Annotated in this window: 17 protein-coding genes, 6 tRNA genes and 1 pseudogene; 13 read left to right on the top strand and 11 right to left on the bottom strand. The window is 64.7% G+C overall.

Going from position 1 to position 18,506, the window contains the following annotated elements:
* Positions 1-18: 18 nt before the first annotated feature.
* The 5 genes from phoU to EGT50_RS15360 form a co-directional block, all read right to left on the bottom strand.
* A complete protein-coding gene (gene phoU, locus EGT50_RS15340) occupies positions 19-708 on the bottom strand; it encodes a phosphate signaling complex protein PhoU (protein WP_127955526.1) in 690 nt (229 codons plus the stop codon).
* Between the two features lie 74 nt (positions 709-782).
* On the bottom strand, positions 783-2,780 hold the full coding sequence (locus tag EGT50_RS15345) for an LCP family protein (RefSeq protein ID WP_127955527.1): 1,998 nt from the start codon (positions 2,778-2,780) through the stop codon (positions 783-785).
* Between the two features lie 160 nt (positions 2,781-2,940).
* A complete protein-coding gene (locus EGT50_RS15350) occupies positions 2,941-3,801 on the bottom strand; it encodes a DUF5996 family protein (RefSeq protein ID WP_235870776.1) in 861 nt (286 codons plus the stop codon).
* A gap of 145 nt (positions 3,802-3,946) precedes the next feature.
* Entirely contained in the window at positions 3,947-5,089 is a 1,143-nt protein-coding gene (dusB, locus tag EGT50_RS15355; RefSeq protein WP_127955529.1) for a tRNA dihydrouridine synthase DusB, read from the bottom strand.
* Positions 5,090-5,187: 98 nt separating this feature from the next.
* On the bottom strand, positions 5,188-6,141 hold the full coding sequence (locus EGT50_RS15360) for an acyl-ACP desaturase (RefSeq protein ID WP_127955530.1): 954 nt from the start codon (positions 6,139-6,141) through the stop codon (positions 5,188-5,190).
* A 316-nt stretch (positions 6,142-6,457) separates the two neighbouring features.
* Here EGT50_RS15360 and EGT50_RS17085 point away from each other — a divergent pair, with 316 nt between their 5' ends.
* The 9 genes from EGT50_RS17085 (at position 6,458) to EGT50_RS15400 (ending at position 9,486) form a co-directional block, all read left to right on the top strand.
* On the top strand, positions 6,458-6,613 hold the full coding sequence (locus tag EGT50_RS17085) for a hypothetical protein (protein WP_164873427.1): 156 nt from the start codon (positions 6,458-6,460) through the stop codon (positions 6,611-6,613).
* A complete protein-coding gene (locus EGT50_RS15365) occupies positions 6,610-7,209 on the top strand; it encodes a G protein-coupled receptor family protein (protein WP_127955531.1) in 600 nt (199 codons plus the stop codon). The genes EGT50_RS17085 and EGT50_RS15365 overlap by 4 nt, the downstream gene beginning before the upstream one ends.
* 170 nt (positions 7,210-7,379) lie before the next feature.
* Positions 7,380-7,452 (top strand) — tRNA-Lys (locus EGT50_RS15370).
* Between the two features lie 670 nt (positions 7,453-8,122).
* Entirely contained in the window at positions 8,123-8,779 is a 657-nt protein-coding gene (locus EGT50_RS15375) for a TetR family transcriptional regulator (protein ID WP_127955532.1), read from the top strand.
* Positions 8,780-8,893: 114 nt separating this feature from the next.
* Positions 8,894-8,966 (top strand) — tRNA-Glu (locus tag EGT50_RS15380).
* Positions 8,967-9,016: 50 nt separating this feature from the next.
* Positions 9,017-9,090: transfer RNA gene (locus tag EGT50_RS15385), tRNA-Asp, on the top strand.
* Positions 9,091-9,146: 56 nt separating this feature from the next.
* Positions 9,147-9,223 (top strand) — tRNA-Phe (locus EGT50_RS15390).
* A 57-nt stretch (positions 9,224-9,280) separates the two neighbouring features.
* Positions 9,281-9,354: transfer RNA gene (locus EGT50_RS15395), tRNA-Asp, on the top strand.
* Positions 9,355-9,409: 55 nt separating this feature from the next.
* Positions 9,410-9,486, top strand: a tRNA-Phe gene (locus tag EGT50_RS15400).
* A gap of 146 nt (positions 9,487-9,632) precedes the next feature.
* Here the strand turns inward: EGT50_RS15400 and EGT50_RS15405 are convergent.
* A complete protein-coding gene (locus tag EGT50_RS15405; protein ID WP_127955533.1) occupies positions 9,633-10,526 on the bottom strand; it encodes a pseudouridine synthase in 894 nt (297 codons plus the stop codon).
* Positions 10,527-10,613: 87 nt separating this feature from the next.
* Here EGT50_RS15405 and EGT50_RS15410 point away from each other — a divergent pair, with 87 nt between their 5' ends.
* Positions 10,614-11,495 (top strand): oxidoreductase, encoded by an 882-nt coding sequence (locus tag EGT50_RS15410; protein ID WP_127955534.1) that lies wholly within the window; start codon positions 10,614-10,616, stop codon positions 11,493-11,495.
* Between the two features lie 5 nt (positions 11,496-11,500).
* Entirely contained in the window at positions 11,501-12,040 is a 540-nt protein-coding gene (locus tag EGT50_RS15415; protein ID WP_127955535.1) for a VOC family protein, read from the top strand.
* 77 nt (positions 12,041-12,117) lie between these two features.
* Here the strand turns inward: EGT50_RS15415 and EGT50_RS15420 are convergent, their stop codons facing one another.
* The 4 genes and pseudogenes from EGT50_RS15420 to EGT50_RS15435 form a co-directional block, all read right to left on the bottom strand.
* Positions 12,118-13,074, bottom strand: a complete 957-nt coding sequence (locus EGT50_RS15420; protein ID WP_127955536.1) for a glycine betaine ABC transporter substrate-binding protein — start codon at positions 13,072-13,074, stop codon at positions 12,118-12,120.
* Between the two features lie 25 nt (positions 13,075-13,099).
* On the bottom strand, positions 13,100-13,855 hold the full coding sequence (locus EGT50_RS15425; RefSeq protein ID WP_127955537.1) for an ABC transporter permease: 756 nt from the start codon (positions 13,853-13,855) through the stop codon (positions 13,100-13,102).
* Positions 13,856-14,070: 215 nt separating this feature from the next.
* Positions 14,071-14,895, bottom strand: a pseudogene (locus tag EGT50_RS15430) (ABC transporter ATP-binding protein); the annotation flags it as partial.
* Complete coding sequence (locus tag EGT50_RS15435) at positions 14,888-15,535, bottom strand: ABC transporter permease (RefSeq protein WP_127955539.1); 648 nt, start codon at positions 15,533-15,535, stop codon at positions 14,888-14,890. The gene EGT50_RS15435 and the pseudogene EGT50_RS15430, both read right to left, overlap by 8 nt.
* A gap of 476 nt (positions 15,536-16,011) precedes the next feature.
* Here EGT50_RS15435 and EGT50_RS17415 point away from each other — a divergent pair, with 476 nt between their 5' ends.
* On the top strand, positions 16,012-16,233 hold the full coding sequence (locus EGT50_RS17415) for a hypothetical protein (RefSeq protein ID WP_164873428.1): 222 nt from the start codon (positions 16,012-16,014) through the stop codon (positions 16,231-16,233).
* 218 nt (positions 16,234-16,451) lie between these two features.
* Here EGT50_RS17415 and EGT50_RS15445 read toward each other — a convergent pair whose 3' ends face one another.
* Entirely contained in the window at positions 16,452-17,369 is a 918-nt protein-coding gene (locus tag EGT50_RS15445; protein ID WP_127955540.1) for an alpha/beta hydrolase, read from the bottom strand.
* Between the two features lie 249 nt (positions 17,370-17,618).
* Here EGT50_RS15445 and EGT50_RS15450 point away from each other — a divergent pair, with 249 nt between their 5' ends.
* Entirely contained in the window at positions 17,619-18,500 is an 882-nt protein-coding gene (locus EGT50_RS15450) for a nitrilase-related carbon-nitrogen hydrolase (RefSeq protein WP_127955541.1), read from the top strand.
* The last annotated feature ends 6 nt before the right edge of the window (positions 18,501-18,506 follow it).

An 18,506-nucleotide genomic window follows, 5' to 3' on the forward strand; every position in this document is an offset into this window, starting at 1 on the left:
CCGTCGTGGTTTCGTGGTCTACGGCTGGGTGTAGGGCGTGAGGTCGTCGGACTCGTTCTGCGGCTCCTCGGGCATCTTGCCGGTCACGAGGAAGATGACCCGGCGAGCGACTTCGACGGTGTGGTCGGCGAAACGCTCGTAGAACCGGCCCAACAAGGTCACGTCGACGGCGGCGGCGACGCCGTGCTTCCATTCCCGGTCCATGAGGACTCGGAACAGGTGGCGGTGCAGATCATCCATCGCGTCGTCTTCTTCACGAAGCTTGGCGGCGCGCTCGGGATCACGGGTCTCGAGGACTTCCTTTGCGCTGGCACCGAGGGCAACGGCGATGCGACCCATTTCGGCGAAGTAGCCGTTGACCTCCTCGGGGAGGACATAGTTGGGGTGGCGACGGCGCGTGATCTTGGCGACGTGCAGTGCGAGCGCACCCATGCGGTCGATGTCGGAGACGATCTGGAGACCGCTGACTACCGACCGCAGGTCGCCGGCAACCGGAGCCTGCAGCGCGAGCAAGGCAAAGGCTCGCTCCTCAGCGACGACGTTGAGCTCGGTGATCTTCTCGTGCTCACCGATGACCTGTTCGGCGAGCCCGAGGTCGGCCTGCAGGAGCGACTCAGTGGCCTTCTCCATGGCCGCCCCGGCCAAGCCGGCCATCTCGCCGAGGAGATCCGCCAGCTCGGTCATCTGTTCGTTGTAGGCGACGCGCATGGGATCACACTTTACGGTGCGGTGGAAACCATGTCGCCACATTCGGGTGAACGTCGAATGAATGCCCAGCGGGCTCAGGGCTGCCCGCAAGGGTTGTCGGTCGCGTTGGTAACCGACAGATCGGCAGGCAATTCGATCTGCTCGACGGCGGCAACGCGAGCCGGCCCCGCATCGACGGTCGTACCGGCTACCGCTGGAGCTGTCACTGTGCGGCGGAAGTCGGTGCCGAGGACCACCTCGACGATGTTGCTCAGGCGGGACGCCTGCTCGAGTATCGCGCCAGGAATCGATGATGCCACGGTCGCCGCTTCTGCCTCGTGTCCCGGCGGAAACCGGACCAACGTTTCGGTACTGTTCTCGTCGTAGTTCCCAACGCTGTAGATCTGATAGCCGTATGCAGCGAGCCCGTCGGCGGTTGTGCTGGCCAGACCGGACTCACCCGTGCCGTTCGAAACTTGGAGGCTCAACTCTTCCGGGCTGACCGCGACCAGGCTCTGCTCGGGGATCGGGGCGGGCTCGACCGGCGGGTTCTCCTCGTCGCCGCGCTTCTCACCAGGCAGTGGCTCGTCATCGATGATGGCCTGGAAGATGTCCTCGATGGCGTCGAGGCGGGGTATCTCATTGCCCCGATCGTTGGTGCCGTCTGTGGGGACGGTGATGAATGTGACCGCGCCGGCGTCGACGTTGCGAAGCGATTGGCCGAGGGTGAGCAGCGACTTGGTGTCGATGTTCTCGACGAAGGTTGACTCCGAGAACGCGTTGATGAAGCCGTTGAGCTTGCCCGGATCGAAGAGCACCTTGCTTGACATCGCCTCGCGCAACAGCGCCGAGAGGAAATACTGCTGTCGCTTGATCCGTCCGTAGTCGCTGCTGCCTTCGTACACGATGTGACGGGCACGTACGTAGTCGAGCGCCTGCTTGCCGTCGAGGGTCTGGGTGCCTGCATTCGGGAGGATCACGCCGAGTTCGCCGTCGATCATCGGCTGCGGTGCGCACACCTCGACACCGCCGACCTCGTTGACCATGCTCTCGAACCCGGCGAAGTCCATGCCGACGAAGTGACTGATCTTCACCCCTGACATCTTCTGGATGACCTTGACCAGGCACTTCGGTCCGCCCAATGCATAGGTGGCATTGAGCTTCTCGCCGTTCGCGGCCGGGTACGTCTCGTCGGTGTAGGTGCCTGTGTCGTTGTCCCAGCCGTCGCACTGCGGCCGCGAGACGTCGAGGTCGCGAGGGAAGGAGACCGCCACGACGCGGCTTCGGTCGGCAGGGACGGTTATGAGCATGACGGTGTCGGATCGGGCGCCCTCGGCGTCCTCTACCGTGCCGGCCCCGACCTCGCCGGAAGCGCCGGCGCGGGTATCGGTGCCGACGATCAGGTAGGTCTCATCGCCCGTCTGCCCACCCGGATCGATGATGTCGGTGGAATCGGTGTCGAGCGCGGATACTTGCGAGAACCGGCCCTCAGTCGAGCGTAGGTACCCCCACACGCCGCCGGTCGTAAGTAGCGCCATCACCGCCACGAAGGCGATCGCGGACCGTCCGGCGTGCAACAGCTTGCGCCGTTTCCGGGCTCTGCTCGCTGCGAGTCGAGTTCGGTTGGGTGCGCCGATCGTCTGCGGCGCTGCGGGGCCGGCATCCTCTTCCACCCAGGATGGGGCGGCTGGCTCCGGTTCGGGCTCGGCGAACCACTCTCGCTCTGCGTTCCGGTCGTATTCTGTGCGCGGGTCGAACGCGGGGGGAACGTCGGTAACCGCTGGAATGATCTCGGTGGATGGGCCGGGGCCGGGGTCGGGTTCGGGTGCGTGCGCAGCGGGATGGGCGGGCTCCTGGACGGGTGCTGGGCCGCCGCGGTGCGCGCCGTTGAAGGAGGGTGGTACCGGTCGGCCCATCTTCTCCATCAGTTCGGCAACGGAGAGCCGCTCTGTTGGTTCAGTTGGGTCACTGTCGAGAGCCCGACGGTTGCGTCGACCGGCCTGTTGGTCGCGGTAGTTGTGGTCGGCGAGGGGACGTTCCCAGGGGGCGCGGCCTTCTGGCGCGGTGTGACCGGGATAGCGCTCGTCACCCACCTATTCGCCCTGACCTCTCCGATTCCAAATTGATATCGCTGCTCGACGCTGCCGCAATGATACTGGTGTAACAAATCGCGAGCATCCACGCTCGACACGGCCAAACCGGCGGTGCGATCGGTTGGTCGTGCGTTTGTCGGGGGTGTCGCTGGTGGGGACGTCAGCGTTCGCTGTCCCAGCGACGTGGATCACATTCGAGGGCGGCGCGGTCCCAGGGTGCGTTGTCGGCTGCGGCCTCGTAGGTGGTCTGCAAGAACCGTTGCAGAGTTGCATCCGGGTCGGCGGAGGTGCGGACCGACTCGTATGGCAATAGGAACTGCCCGAAGTCGGCGCTGTAGAAAGCCTGCTCGGGAAGGACCGGATGGTCGGCGAAGCCCTCCGGCTCTGGGTAGGCGTAGGCGTAGAACGCGCCCTCCCCGCCGCCCCCCGGCCAAAATCCGCAGCTCGACAACTCGTGTGAGTAGCCCTCGACCATCACCCAGGTGCCGACGTTGGGGGCGCCGCCGGGATGCTGAGGGGCAGGCCGCCCCGAGAACCTCGTGCAGGCGAGGTCGAACCCGCCCCAGAAGAAGTGCACCGGGCTGACCTTGCCGGCGAAGTTCGAGCGGAACTCGTGAATGACCCGGTCGGCCTGGATGAGTTGTTTCCAGAACAGGTTCGCGGCGGCGGGATCGTATGACGCATGGACAGTGTCCTCGGCGAACGGGATCGCCGGATCGACCTCATTTGGTGTCGCCTGGATACGGGTCTCGATGCCCAGTTCTTGAAGTGCCTGCATGACTCGGTGGAAGAAGTCGGAGACCGGCATCGGTTCGAGTGGGAACTCGCGGTGTGCGCCGTTGCTGTCGCGGATCGTGAGTTGATGTCCGGACAGGTCGAACTCGATGTCGAAGACGCGGTTGCCGTGTGGGATCGCCGACGTCGTCAGTCCCCGCGGGCTCACGTACAACGGCACCTGCCACCAGTGGTTTACCAGTGGGGTGTGAGCGAGGCGGACCTTCCCCACGATCTGCGTCCACATGTGCAGGGTGTCGCGGGTGGGTTCCCAATCCGCGACTCGCAGTGTGGGCCAGGCGCCGGAATCGGCGGATGCAGTGGTCACGGTGTCTCCCTCCGGAAAACCCCTTCGAGGAACTGCGGCGCCCCAATTCTAGGTTGCGCAGGTGTCATCCGCCGGAGTGCATGATGTCGGCACCGGCCGGTACGAGGGTGTCCTCGGGGTCGTCGAGCCAACCGTCGGGAAGGGCGACTGCGGCGGGCGAGCCTTGTCGGCCGCGCGGGCCCTCCGCGTCCGCCGGGAACGGGACCGTCGGGTCGAGTCGGCCGAGTAGATCCTCGAGTTCGACCAGCGACGACACTCGGGCCAGACTGTTGCGCAGGTCCGAACCGGCTGGGAACCCGCGCAGGTACCACGCCATGTGCTTGCGCATCTCGCGCATACCGCGGTCCTCGCCGTGGTGGTCGGCCAGCAGCCGGCCGTGTCGGCGCATGATCGCGGTGACCTCACCGAGATTCGGTGGAGTAGGCATCTGCCTGTCGTTGAGCACGGCGCTGAGCTCGGCGAACAACCACGGCCGACCCAGGCAGCCGCGTCCGACGACGACGCCGTCGCAGCCAGTCTCGCTCATCATCTTGACGGCGTCCTCGGCGGAGAAGATGTCGCCGTTGCCAAGGACCGGTATGTCGGTGACGTGTTCCTTCAGGCGGGCGATCTCGCCCCAGTCCGCCGTGCCCGAGTAGCGCTGCGCGGCGGTGCGGCCGTGCAGCGCCACAGCAGCGGCACCCTCAGCGGCGGCGATGCGTCCGGCATCGAGGTGGGTATGGTGCTCGGCGTCGATGCCGATGCGCATCTTCACCGTGACCGGGATGTCGGTGCCTTCGGTCGCGCGGACCGCCGCCGCGACGATCTCACCGAAGAGGCGGCGCTTGTACGGTAGGGCCGACCCCCCGCCCTTGCGTGTGACCTTGGGGACCGGGCAGCCGAAGTTCATGTCGATGTGGTCGGCAAGGTCCTCGTCGACGATCATCTTCGCCGCGGCGTACGTGATCTCGGGATCGACGGTGTACAGCTGCAGCGAGCGCGGCGTCTCCGTCGGCCCGAAGGTCGTCATGTGCATGGTCACCGGGTGCCGCTCGACGAGCGCGCGGGCCGTCACCATCTCGCACACGTACAAGCCTGCGGTGCTGCCGGCGCGTTCGAGCTCCAGTTCGCGGCAGAGCGTGCGGAACGCGACGTTCGTGATGCCCGCCATAGGGGCCAGCACGGCTGGACTGCTCAGGTCGAGCGAGCCGATGCGAAGGGGTGACATGAAGACCTCGGGATGCTTCTTCGGTAGAGATGACGGTGCCCGGTACCGGGATCCGGTACCGGGCACAGGATAGCTGGCTGGCCAGTGGTTGTGGCCTGTCAGGACGCCTTCTCACCGCGTGCAGCCTCGCGGGCCAGGGCCCGGTCGCGCATCTCTTCGAACCTGGTGGCCTGCTTCCCGAGATCGTCGAGGAAGGCGGTGAGTTCCTCACGCGTGTCTTCTCCGCGCGCGGTGAAGTCGGTGCGGTCGAACACCTTCCACTTGCGTAGTACGGGCATCACTACCTCCTCGAGATGTTGGCGCAGGTCGTAGATGCCGTGCTTGGCCATCAGGACACCGTTGCGCCGGAAATTCGGCATGCCGGCGCCGGGCATCTGGAAGGACTTGATCACATCGGTGACCGCGCGCAGCGTCTGGTCAGGGGCCAGGTCCATCGCCGCACCGCAGATATTCCGGTAGAAGATCATGTGCAGGTTCTCGTCCGCCGCGATGCGCTGCAGCATTCGGTCCGCGATCGGATCATGACAGGCGCGCCCGGTGTTGCGGTGCGAGACGCGGGTCGCGAGTTCCTGGAACGTGACGTACGCGACGGAGGTGAGCAGGCCGGAGTGCGGTCCACCGGGGGCCTCGTATCCGCTGGTCATGTGACTCATGCGTGCGTTCTCGAGTTCGACGGGGTCAACGCCGCGGGTTACGACGAGGTAGTCGCGCATGACGATGCCGTGGCGGTTTTCCTCGGCGGTCCACCGGCCCACCCACGTTCCCCATGCACCGTCACGCGAGAAGTTCTCGGCGATCTCGCGGTGGTACGACGGCAGGTTGTCCTCGGTGAGGAGATTGGTGATCATCGCGGCCTTGGCGACCTCGTCGAGTCGGGACTGCTCCGGGTCCCAGTCCTGACCGCCCAGTGCGGCGAAGTTGCGGCCCTCGTCCCAAGGAACGTAATCGTGTGGATGCCAGTCCTTGGCCATGGAGAGATGTCGGTTGACGTTGTCTTCGGCCACCGGCTGCAACTCCTGCAGCAGCTCGAGCTGTGTGAGATCCCTCGACATCAGGTGTTGCCTCCATGTAATTCTTTGAAACTGCGAGAAATTGGCGTGCCTTCGGGACGTGTTGCGAACCTTCGGTGCCATGGATTCCTGGGACGAGGGATCCGAAGAAGTGGATCCGACCCCGCTTCGCCGGCCCCGTTTTCTGCGGGTGGTGTCTGCAATATGTACGTGTCGTGCGCCGGACGTTACACGTCAGTGACCTCTGCTGAGGGCGTTTTGCCCGGTTTTTCGAGCTGTGAATCCACTGTGAATGATTGGTCGACCGCTACTTGCTCTAGGCCTTGCGTCCCAGTCGGCAGGGGCACACAATCGCGCCATGGCCGCGAACATCAGCCGGCTGGAACCGATCGTCGACAGGCTGTGCGAAGCTCAGCGTGTCGACACGGTCGAACATGGCGGACATCCCAGTTTCTGGGTGCGTGGCAAGAACTTCGTGTTGGCAGCGGACACATCCACAGGGGGACGACCGTGAGCGCCTCTTCAGCTCCGGTGCCTGGGAGCTCGCCCACGGCCGAGAGCGCGCGCAGACCGGCCTGGGTGAAGAAGACCGTCTGGGCGCTCGCGATTCTTGCAGCACTCGTCGTCGCCTATTTCGTGCTCGCCGCCTTCCTGCCTCGATGGTGGAGCCACCAGGTGGCGGCACTGTCCTCCGGCAGTTTCTCGACAAGCGTTCTGTTGGGATTGCTGTTCGGGGTGGTGTGCACCGCGCTTGCCCTGTTGCTGTTCTACTTTGCGTGGCGGGCGCGTCGCCGCAAGCACGCCAGGTTCTGGGTGACCGGAGGTTTGATCCTCGGTGTCGTCGTTGCGCTTCCGAATCTGCTGACGCTCACTGTGGTCCTCGGAGGCAGCAGTGCAGCCCACGCGGGGGAGCGCACCCTGGACGTCGATGCACCCGGTTTCCGTGGGGCGTCGCTGTGGGGGGCGATCATCGGTGTCTTTGTGTTCGGTGCCGCGGTCTTCCTCCTGAGGCGATACCGCCAGCGTGGCGAGGAGGTGGCCAAGCTCCGCGGCGACCTGCACCAGCGGGAGCCGCAGTCGCCGGGAGAGTCACCGGGGCCGGAAATCTGACCGGTCCGGAAGTGCCGCGGCTGAGCCGGCACGTCCGACGGGTCGCTTCGCGGCGCAAAGTGCCCCGACCTGCGCTGACGGTCTTCCAAGGGGGCGACTCGGGACGTGATTCGGCCATTGCGCGAACCAATGTGCACTCCGCCTCTTTGTCCGCTAGCATTCGTCCGCACGCCCCTATAGCTCAGTTGGTAGAGCAGCTGACTTTTAATCAGTGGGTCCCAGGTTCGAGCCCTGGTGGGGGCACCTGGCGCGTCTTCTGTGCAAATCCCCTTTGGGTGTGTGCGGACGGTGAAGGCTTCCACAACGACTGCCATGATCGGGTCGAGTTCCAGCGGTATCCGCTGAAGAACAGGTACTCCTATAGGTAATTGTGACGTTCCCCTCGCCGAACCGGCGCGTCAGGCTGGACCAGTCCGATCAAGCCGACCTTGGGGAGGGAGACTCAGGATGTTGCGCAGGTCCGGAACTGTCCTAGCCCTGGTCAGTCTGAGGTGGCGCCTCGCCCGGATCGGTCGCGCCCGCCAACGATCCACTACTTGGGCCCCGGTTCCGCGTCGCTTCGCGGGGCGGTTGTGCGAGTACGACAGCCTCGGTCTCTGACGACTCGGTGTCCCGTTCGTTCGTGCCGGGCCCGAGCATGTGCTCACCGCTCAGACAGCCCCTGCAGTGAGCATCGCCGTCGACGATGCTCTTCTTGGCCCTCGCGTAGAAGGCTCGGGTGCGCGCCCCCCTGCAGCACGCCCGAGCCATTGAAAACTATACCACTTGGTGTGTTTCTGTAGCGCCAGTAAGAAGTGGCTAGATCAACTTCGCTGCGTTTCAAGCGACCCGACAAGGGGACTAGTCTGGTTGTCGGGCGGGAAGCCGACCGGAGCGTCGGCGAGTCCTACGGTTTTCGGAGGCGAAGAGCGCAATGGCACGTCAACAGGAGCGTGCGCGACGGACCCGCGCTGCAATCGTGGAAGCAGCTGCAGTCGAGTTCGGTGTGCGCGGATATGCGGCGGCGTCGGTGAATGCGATCCTCGAGGGGTCCCACGCGACCAAGGGTGCGATGTACTTCCACTTCGAGTCCAAGGAGGAACTTGGGCGTGCGGTACTCGCCGCCGCCCTCGAGAAATACCATCAGATGACGGCCCGGTGGATGGCCCGAGCCGACCTCGATCCCTTCCAGATTCTGCACGGGCTCATCGACAATGTCGCAAGGATGTTCCTGTCCGACCCGATCGTGCGTGCTGAGTTCCGGTTGATCATCGAGCCTGAGTTCTACGCCGATGTGCAGAGCGGTGGTGCTCGGGTGTGGGGCGGCTCGGCACGTGAACTCCTTCAGCGGGCCGAACGAGAAGGCCTCGTCCGGGAGGGTGTCGACGTCGAGAAGTTCACCCGGGTTCTTGCTGCCAGCCTCGCCGGCCAGCGATATCTGTCCGACCTCACCGCTCAACAGGTCGACCTGCGTGCGAGGTTCGAAGATTCGCTCGAAGTCGTTCTCGCGGGTATGGCCGTGGATTCGTGGTTGGAGAAGTGGCGCCGTGAGGGGTGGCCCGTGGAGCTGGATGCGGCTGTGCCTGGCTGAATTGGTGTATATGCACGCTGATCAGGCGATTTGTGGTTTGTGAAATTGGTGCCCTAAGCTATCCAAGCTCCCAACGGAACGCCGTTGAGGGTACTGGCCGGAGTGATCCGGCGGGCCCCCTTCGTCTAGCGGCCTAGGACGCCGCCCTTTCAAGGCGGTAGCGCGGGTTCGAATCCCGTAGGGGGTACGCTTCACTCGTTGACGCGCCATTGACAGTTGAATAGCAGTATCAAGCAAGGCCCTGTGGCGCAGTTGGTTAGCGCGCCGCCCTGTCACGGCGGAGGTCGCGGGTTCGAGTCCCGTCAGGGTCGCTTTTCTGTATCGGAAACGGTGCAGCACGAATAGGCATTCGGTTCGGGTGCCGTCCGGCCAGGTAGCTCAGTTGGTACGAGCGTCCGCCTGAAAAGCGGAAGGTCGCCGGTTCGATCCCGGCCCTGGCCACCACTGGAAGTCGATTCGACTTCTGCGAGAGCAATACATCTTCACATGCAGTAACAGCAAGGCCCTGTGGCGCAGTTGGTTAGCGCGCCGCCCTGTCACGGCGGAGGTCGCGGGTTCGAGTCCCGTCAGGGTCGCTCAATCGAGTCTGAAACGTCTCGGTTCGGCGGGCATTCGGTTGTGGTGCCGTCCGGCCAGGTAGCTCAGTTGGTACGAGCGTCCGCCTGAAAAGCGGAAGGTCGCCGGTTCGATCCCGGCCCTGGCCACCACGACTCAGTGATCTCCATTCGCAGCTCGGCCGACCAAATAACTGGCAACTACCGTGGGCCTGTCCCCGCGGGGTCTCACACCGCGCAAGCGGCTGCTCGAAGGGTGCGCGAACCGATCTCGGCTCTGGTGGTGTCGCCGTCGTAGATCACGCAGTGAGCGTGCGGCGGCTCTCGAATCGCCTGCGCGCACCCGTGACCGGGTCGTCGAACTCGATGCTGCGCGCGATCAGGCGCAGTGGGTCCGAGTAGTCGTCGGGGGCCACGTCGTAGAACACCGGATAGAAGTTGTCACCGAGGATCGGGATCCCGAGCGAGCTCATGTGCAGGCGCAGCTGATGCGTCTTGCCGGTACGTGGTCGGAGTCGGTAGCGCGCGATATCGCCTTGCGCCTCGATCAGGTCTATCCGACTCTCGGCGTTCGGGGTTCCGGGTACCTCACGTGCCTGTAAGACGCCGCGCTCCTTGATGATTCGGCTCCGAACGGTGCGGGGGAGACGCAGCGTGGGATCGAACGCCGCGAGAGCCTCGTACTCCTTAGTCACCAGGCGCTTGTCGAAGAGGGCCTGGTAAGCCCGGCGTGCCTGGGTGCGAACCGTGAAGACAAGGACGCCCGCGGTGATCCGGTCCAGCCGGTGCGCGGGGGTCAGCTCCGGCAAATCCAAGTCGCGCCTCAGCCGCACCAGCGCCGACTCTGCGACGTAGGCGCCACGCGGCGTGCTTGCGAGGAAGTGTGGCTTGTCCACGACGAGGAGATCAGCGTCGCGGTGCAGGATCTCGATCTCGAATGGCACTCGGCGCTCCACCGGTGGGTCTCTGTAGAGGTAGAGGAACCCGTTCGGGCGGTACGGTGTGACCGCGGTGATCGGCGTGCCGCGCTCGTCGACGATCTCGCCGGCCTCGGCCTTCTGCAGGACTCGCGTCGCGTCGGCCGCGAACCGTTCGAGCAGAAAGGCGAGCATTGTCTCCCATTTGCCCGGGTTCGGCAGACGTAGCCGTGTCGGGTTGAGGCCGTCACGGATCGGCAGTGGAGGAGCGGACACATCCCGACGGTACCTGTCCGGCCGGACGTCGCAGCGGGTTCCGGGCCTGCACTCCCGCGGAACCGGACCGTTCCGTAGGCTGTGACCATGACTACATGGACGGCGGGGGACATAGTCGATCAGCAGGGCCGGACCTTTGTCGTGACCGGCGCGAACAGCGGCCTCGGGGCCGAAGCTACCAAGGCTCTCGTGAAGGCGGGAGCGAAGGTGATCATGGCGTGCCGGGACGTCGACAAAGGACGTGCAGTCGCGGCGCCACTCGGCGAGCGTGCCGAGGTGCGTCGGCTCGACCTTGCAGATCTGGCATCGATCCGCGAGTTCGCCGGTTCGATCGATTCGTTCGATGTGTTGGTGAACAACGCAGGGGTGATGGCAGTGCCTCTGTACCGCACCGCTGACGGGTTCGAGATGCAGATCGGAACAAATCATCTGGGTCATTTCGCGCTGACGGGTCTGCTGCTCGACAAGATCAGCGACCGCGTCGTGACGATGTCGAGCGCGATGCACAACATCGGCTCCATCGACCTCGACGATCTGAACTGGGAGCGTCGCCCATACAAGCGCTGGCCCGCCTACGGGCAGTCGAAACTGGCCAATCTGTTGTTCACCTACGAGTTGCAGCGCCGGCTCGCGGCCGCGGGTTCGAAGGTGAAGGCGCTCGCGTCGCACCCGGGGTACGCGGCGACCAATCTGCAGACGCACACGGAGTCGGTTACGGGGCGGATCATGGCCCTGGCCACTCCGGTCATCGCGCAATCGGCAGAGATGGGCACATTGCCAATGCTGTACGCGGCCACCGTGCCTGACGCGGTCGGCGGCAGTTACCTCGGCCCCTCGTCGCTGTTCGAAACCCGTGGCTACCCGAAGGTCGTGAAGTCGAGCCGGAAGTCGCACGACGAAGCCGTTGCGCAACAGTTGTGGTCGCTCTCGGAGCAGCTCACCAACGTCAACTACAGCTTCGGGACCTGATCGCGATGGCGATCGAGCGACTCAATCACGCCGTCCTGTTCGTGTCCGACCTGCAGCGCAGCCTGGCCTTCTACCGGGATGTGCTCGGGTTCAAGGTGTTACCGGGCGGGCTAGCCGGTGCAGCCTTCCTGCAGGCGCCGGACTCGGCGAACGACCACGATCTGGGGCTGTTCCAAAGCCCGAACCCAACCAGCCAGGTGGTTTCGGGTGACGTCGGGCTCTACCACCTGGCGTGGGAGATCGATACTCTCGCGGGTCTGGCCGAGATGCGTGACCGCCTGATCGCTGCCAATGCACTGAGCGGAGCGAGCAACCACTGCTCCACCAAGGCGCTGTACGGGCGCGACCCGGACGGGATCGAGTTCGAGGTGTGCTGGCTCGTACCCGACGAACTCGCGATCGACGAGCTGGTTCCCGCGCAACCGCCCACGCGTCCGCTGGACATCGACGCGGAGATTGCGCGATATGGGGCCGACACCCGCGGGGGACCGCGCACCGACCGTCATCTGTGGGAGCGGGTGCGCGCGGCACGCGCGGGCGGATGATCCGCAGCCGGCTCGATAGCGATGCACGTCCGGTGATCGGGACTCGAAGTTTCGAGGTACCGATCACCGGAGAACGGTCAGGCGAGACCGTGTTCGTGCAGCCAGGTGCCCGCGACTTCGTCTGGGGTCCGGCCGTCGGCGTCGACCGATGCGTTGAGTTCGCGCATCGTCGAGTCGTCGAGTAGCGCGCTCACCGGTGCCATGACCGGCGCGATCTGCGGGTACTCGTCGAGAATGCTCTCACGGATCGTCAGCGAACCGTTGTAGACGGGGAAGAAGTGGCGGTCGTCGGTCAGTATGGTCAGTCCGAGTGCCGGGATACGACCGTCGGTCGCGAAGACCTCACCGAATGTGCACGGGTTGTTCGTGGCGACGGCGTTATAGATGGCCCCGTCTGCAAGTTCGGCGATGTCGTTGCGGGGCAACGAGAATTCGTACGCCTGCTGCAGTCCAGGCCATCCGTCGTCACGTCCGAGAAACTCTGCCGCACCGCAGAATCGCGCGGCGTTCGGATCGGACCTGACCAGGTTCGCATAGTCGGAGAGCGTCTCGAGCCCCATCCGCGCCGCGGTTTCGGTCTTGACGGCGACGGCATAGGTGCTGTTCGCCGGCATCGGGGGTAGCCAGACGATCTGGTTGCGCTCGAGGTCCTCATCACGAACCTTGGTGTACTGCTCCTCAGGATCCGTGATCACTTCCTGTTCTCCGAGATGGGTGAGCCATCCGGTGCCGGTGTACTCCCAGGACATGTCGACGTTGCCACTGACTTCGGCGGCGCGGACCGTGTTCGAGCCTGTCATTCCGCAGACCCGATTGACGCTGGCGCCCTGCGATTCGAGGCGCTGGGCGGTGATCTCGCACAGAATGAGCTGCTCGGTGAAGGCCTTCGACGCGATGGTCACCCTGGCGCCGTCGAGTACGCCCTCACTGCCGCCGGCGCCGTAGACTTCCCCGGGACTGTTGGCGGTCAGGGCGCAGCCGCCCAGTGTCAGGGTCAGGGCAACAGCCCCCGCGGACAATGCCTTCGTGAACATGGGTTGTCAGGTCCTTCCTCCTGGGTCAGATTCCCTTGGGGCGCAACACTTGCTCAGCGATCGAGGCCGCCCAGTCGACGGTCAAGGCGAGCGCGATTGTCAGCAGGCTCCCGACGACCAGCACGGGTAGCCGGTTGAGATGGATTCCGGCCGCAATGATCGAGCCGAGGCCGCCCGCATTGGTGTAGGTGGCCAGGGTGGCGACGCCGACGTTGAGGATGAGCGCCACCCGTATACCCGCGAGCATCACCGGCGTCGCGAGGGGGAGTTCGATCGCGCGGAGGACCTCCCACGAGTTCATCCCCATTCCGCGCCCCGCGTCCACGATCGCCGGGTCGACCTGGCGGATTCCGACCATCGTGTTGCGGAGCACCGGCAGCAACGCGTAGACGACGAGCGCGACGACGGCCATCTTGAAACCGACGCCGAATACGATGGCCAGGAGCACCAGCAATCCGATCGACGGCACAGCCTGTCCGGCGCTGGCGACGGCCAGGATCGGGGCGCTCAGGTAGCGGGTGCCGCGCCGCGTGAGCAAGACTCCTAGAGGCACACCGATGGCGATCGTCAGGAAGGTCGAGACGACAACCAGTTGTATGTGCTGACGCAGATTGAGCAGGATCAGCGACAGATCGAGGCTGCGGGCCTCGCTCGAGTCGAGATCGGCCACCTGGGTGTAGATCAGTGTCCCAGCGACCAGCATGACGATGAGGATCGGCATGATCCACCGTGACGCGGACCTGCGCGTCCGGGACGAATACTCGAGGGCGTTCACGCTCATTGCCGACCGCCTGGAGTATTGGATGCCGTCATCAGGAGGTCTTGCAGTGCAATGAACTTCGTCGATCCCGCGAGTTCGGTGGGAGAGCCCTCCGCCGCGAGATCGGGGACGACGCACACGCCGTCTGCGCGAGCGGCCAGGACTAGTTCGAGCGCTTGGTGAACTGTGCTCGTCAGGGTCACCTGGACGGCGTCGTGTAGAGGAATCGAGTGGTCGTCGTCGCCGACGGGTCCGGCGAGTACGTCACCAATGGTCAACAGTGACAGACGACGCACCGATGCGCCGGCGCCGACGAAGTCGCGAACGAAATCGTCGGCGGGGTTCGTGAGGACGTTGAGCGGTGTGTCGAACTGTGCGAGGCGTGATCCGACGTCGAAGATCGCGATGCGGTCCCCCAGGCGCAGGGCCTCGTCGATGTCGTGGGTGACGAAGACGATGGTCTTGCGGATCTTCTCCTGCAGCTTCAAGAACTCGACCTGTAGCTTCTCCCGAGCAATCGGATCGACCGCGCCGAACGGCTCGTCCATCAGCATGATCGGCGGGTCGGCCGCCAAAGCGCGGGCCACGCCCACGCGCTGCTGCTGTCCGCCCGACAGCTGCCGCGGGTAGCGGCCCGCGTAGACCTTGGGGTCGAGTCCTACGAGTTCGAGTAGATCCGCTGCGCGGCTGTGTCGTTCGCCTTTCGGGGTACCCAGGAGCTTGGGGACCAGCCCTATGTTGTCGGCGATGGTCAGGTGTGGGAGCAGTCCGATCTGTTGGATCACGTAGCCGATTCCCCGCCGGAGCTCGTTGACGTCGGCGTGGGTCACGTTCTGGCCGTTGATCCAGATCTCACCGGAGGTCGGCTCGACGAGGCGGTTGATCATCCGCAGGGTGGTCGTCTTCCCGCAGCCGGATGGGCCTACGAAAACAACGAACTCACCGTTCTTGATCTCCAGCGTCAGCGGTGAGACCGCGGGGCGATCCTGCCCGTGGTACTGCTTGGTCACCTGATCGAGACGGATCATGGTGTCAGTTCCGGTGGAGACGTGCTCAGACATTGATACCTCGGGGCGTCGTCAGCTTGGAGATGGCGAGAAAGATGAGATCGAGGACCAGCGCCACGAGTGCGATAGCCAGCACTCCGGAGAGCGCCTCGTTGAGGGCGTTCGCGCCACCCATACGGGTCAGCCCCCGGAAGATGAGCTCTCCCAGCCCGGGACCTCGCACGGCCGCCCCGATGGCAGCGGTGGCCACCAGCATGATGGTGGCGGTACGAATGCCATTCAGGATCACCGGCCAGGCCAGGGGAATGATCACCGTGAACATCCGCCGTCTCCCGTCCATGCCGAGCCCACGGGCGGAGTCGACGACGGCGGGGTCCACGCTCTCGATGCCGGTGACCGTGTTGCGCAGGATGGGGAACATCCCGAACATCGCCAGCGCTGCGATCGTGGGCGCGATGCCCAACCCGAGCACCGGGATCATGAGCGCGAACAGAGCAAAGGAGGGGATTGTGAGCATCGTGGCGGTGGCGGAGAGCATGACGTTCCGGACTGCGGGCCAGCGCTCGCCGGCGAATGCGAGGGGGATCGCGATCGCCGCCGAAATAGCGACGCTGACCAGCACCAACTCGATGTGCTGTTGAGTGAGGAACGCCAAACGTAGAGCGTTGTCGGAGATGTACTCGAACAGACTCATCACTGCTCGCCAGCGGGGGAACCGACGTCGACGCCGGTTGTGGGAGTCCTGCCGGAAGGCGGCCGCCGAACTGGAGCAGAAGAGATTCGCATGATCGTGTCTCCTCGTGGTCCGATGATGGAACGCAAAGTTGGCTCAGGCTCGCTGGTGTGGCAGGAGTATTCGGGTGAACTTCGCGGCGGCCGTGTTCACGTGCCGTGCGAACCGTGGAATGTTGTCCTATCGCGGCCGGACGCCCGTGCGATCTCCGAAACAGTCATGCCGTGCGGTTCGGTGATCGACTCGTCGGCCGCCAGCACCTGGAAGGCAGCGATGATCTTCGCTGCTCCTGCTTGGCGCCGGTCCGGTAATCATGTGATGAGGCTAACTTTCGTGTGTAACCAAAGACGATGATGTGATGCATAGAGTGCAACAGTTGGGATACGGGTGATTTACAACGGCTAGACCTTCTGTCGGATCTGTCCGCCACTGAGCCCATGCGCGTCGCAGAAGCCGGAGCGCCGGTAGCTGCGCCAGGTGCGGGCCGCGGCTACAGCCAGGAGGAGTTGCTGCTCCGCTACGGCGACGGAAACGCCGTCGTGCCCGTTCTGAACGCCGAAGTTGCCGGCAGGCCCTCAGCGTCCGTCAAGGCGTTGTACGCGGGCGCCGGCTCACTCGAGCAGCGCTGCGTCCGATTCCACCCCTGCACCTCTTGGTGATGGCAATGTGGCTGAGCGACAAGGGAATGCCCAACCATCGACAGCGGCTCCTGTCCGCGTTCGGGCGGTAGGTGGGTTGCCGGACGTCCGCCGGTAGACGAGAGTTCTCGAGCCGCAAGCATTATTTGCCGGCCAACCGAAGACTCGGTTCATGTGCCGACTGAACTCGGGGGCGAGCCTCCGTAGATCTCGTCCCGCATGACACTCGGTCGGTGCCGTCAGCCCACGACGGGCGGCTGCGGCCTCAGAGCGTTCGCCAGGAACTCGTCGAGGGTAGCGACCATCCGCTTGAACGTCGGATGGTCGTCGAACATGAACTCGGTGTGGCCGTAGCCCTCGAGGAACACGAGCTGCTTCGGCTCATTCGCATGGTCGAACAGCGACTGTGCTTCCTCGGGGCGGTGCAGCTCGTTCTGATCGCCGTGGATGATGAGGATAGGGCGGGGTGCGATCCAACCGACGACCCGTTCGGGGCTGAACCGCAGCAGCATGTCCGCTGATTCGAGGCTCACACCGGAACCGAATCCGGGCGCCTTGTACAACTCGTCGCCGACGTAGGTGTCGGTCTGACCGTCGAGATCAAGGCGGACGATGTCCCACGGCGAGGTGATCTCGGAACGCCCGTTCTCGGCGCGGCGCCCACGATCGGCGGCGATCCGCTCGATCAGCCTATTCCAGGATTCCTCGTCGTGCATGTTGTGCGTGGAGCGGGTGCCGTCGGCGATCCCGTTGAGGCAGGCCACAGCCCGCACGCGAGGATCCTCGGCCGCCTCGGTGACGACGACGCCGCCGCCGAGTCCCCAGCCGACCAGCGCGATTCGGTCTGCGTCGAGTTCCTTCACAGCGGCGACGCGGTCGACCGCAGCCCGTACGTCCTCGGCCCAGTCCTGAGGTGCCAGACGTCCACGCTCTCCCTCGGACTGGCCGAAGCCGCGGTAGTCGAAGGCCAGCACGGCGTAGCCGAGGGGAGTGAGGGCGCGGGCGAAGCGTTCGGGATGGATGACCTTGAGCCCTTGGAATCCGGACGCAACGACCACCACCGGGTACGGGGCGCCCGGACCGCCATCGTCTGGTAGGTGCAGGTCGGCGTCGAGACGGCTTCCGCCGCTGAAGAAGGGTAGGGGCCTGGTTCTCATCTGAGTCTTCCGAGAGGATATGAGGCTTTTATCGGTGCGAACCCAGTGTGCCACTGCGGCCACGACTGGGTTCACTACATCATCGTGGTGGTGCGTTGCTCTCGAGGCAATCATTGTTGCGATATACGCAACACAGATGTGCGTGCTGCGCGTTGCCACATCAGCAACGAGCATTGTGCATAGACCCCCGGCGATGCAATACATGGGTGCCATACGACAACGCCATACGACAGCGAGGAGGGCGATGGCGTGAGGATTGCATTGGCGCAGGTGGACTCCCAGCCGGGGGACATCGAGATGAATCTGGACGTCGCGCGCCGCACTGTCGAGGAGGCAGCGGCCGCCGGCGCCGATCTGGCCGTCTTCCCAGAGTTGTCGCTGCACGGCGATTCGCTGGGACAGCCCGGGGTGCCCGCGGTTTCCGCCTCCGATACGCGGATGACTGCGCTTTCGTCGGGTGCCGTGGATGTCGTCGCCGGATTCTACGAGGACGGCGGTGTCCGCACATACAACTCGGCCGGTTATTTTTCCAGTGGCCGAACGCATTTCGTCCACCGAAAGTTGTATCTGCCGAACTATGAGGTGTGGGAGGACCACAAGCACAACAGTCCCGGCCAGGGCATGCGAGCCTTCGACACACGCTTCGGCCGGATAGCGACGCTCATCTGCAACGACGCGTGGCAGCCCGCCCTGCCGTGGCTGGCGGCGCAGGATGGCGCCGATGTGCTGCTCGTGCCCACCAACAGTGCTGCCCATTCCGGCCCCGATTCGCTCGACATCATCGAATACTGGTGTCAGCTGTTGGCCCTTATTGCTCGGATGCAACAGTGCTGGGTCGTGTTCGTCAATCGGGTGGGCGACGACCGCGGTGCCAGGTTCTGGGGCGGATCTCGCGTGATCGCCCCCGATGGAGAAACTGTTGCCGAGGCTCCGCTGTGGGAACCGAACCTGCTCGTGAGCGACATCGAAGTGCCGGCCGCGTGTCGCCGGCGACGAGAGGTACCGTTGATCGCCGAGGCACGCCTGGGCCTGATCGAACGCGAGGTGCAACGGCTGGTCCGTGAGGCTGGTGACGCTTTGAGTGGCGTCGCGCCTCGTTTCCCGATCGAGCTTTCCCGAACCGACGCCTAGCGCATC

Origin of the sequence: Rhodococcus xishaensis, assembly GCF_004011825.1 — a bacterium.
GTDB lineage: Bacteria > Actinomycetota > Actinomycetes > Mycobacteriales > Mycobacteriaceae > Prescottella > Prescottella xishaensis.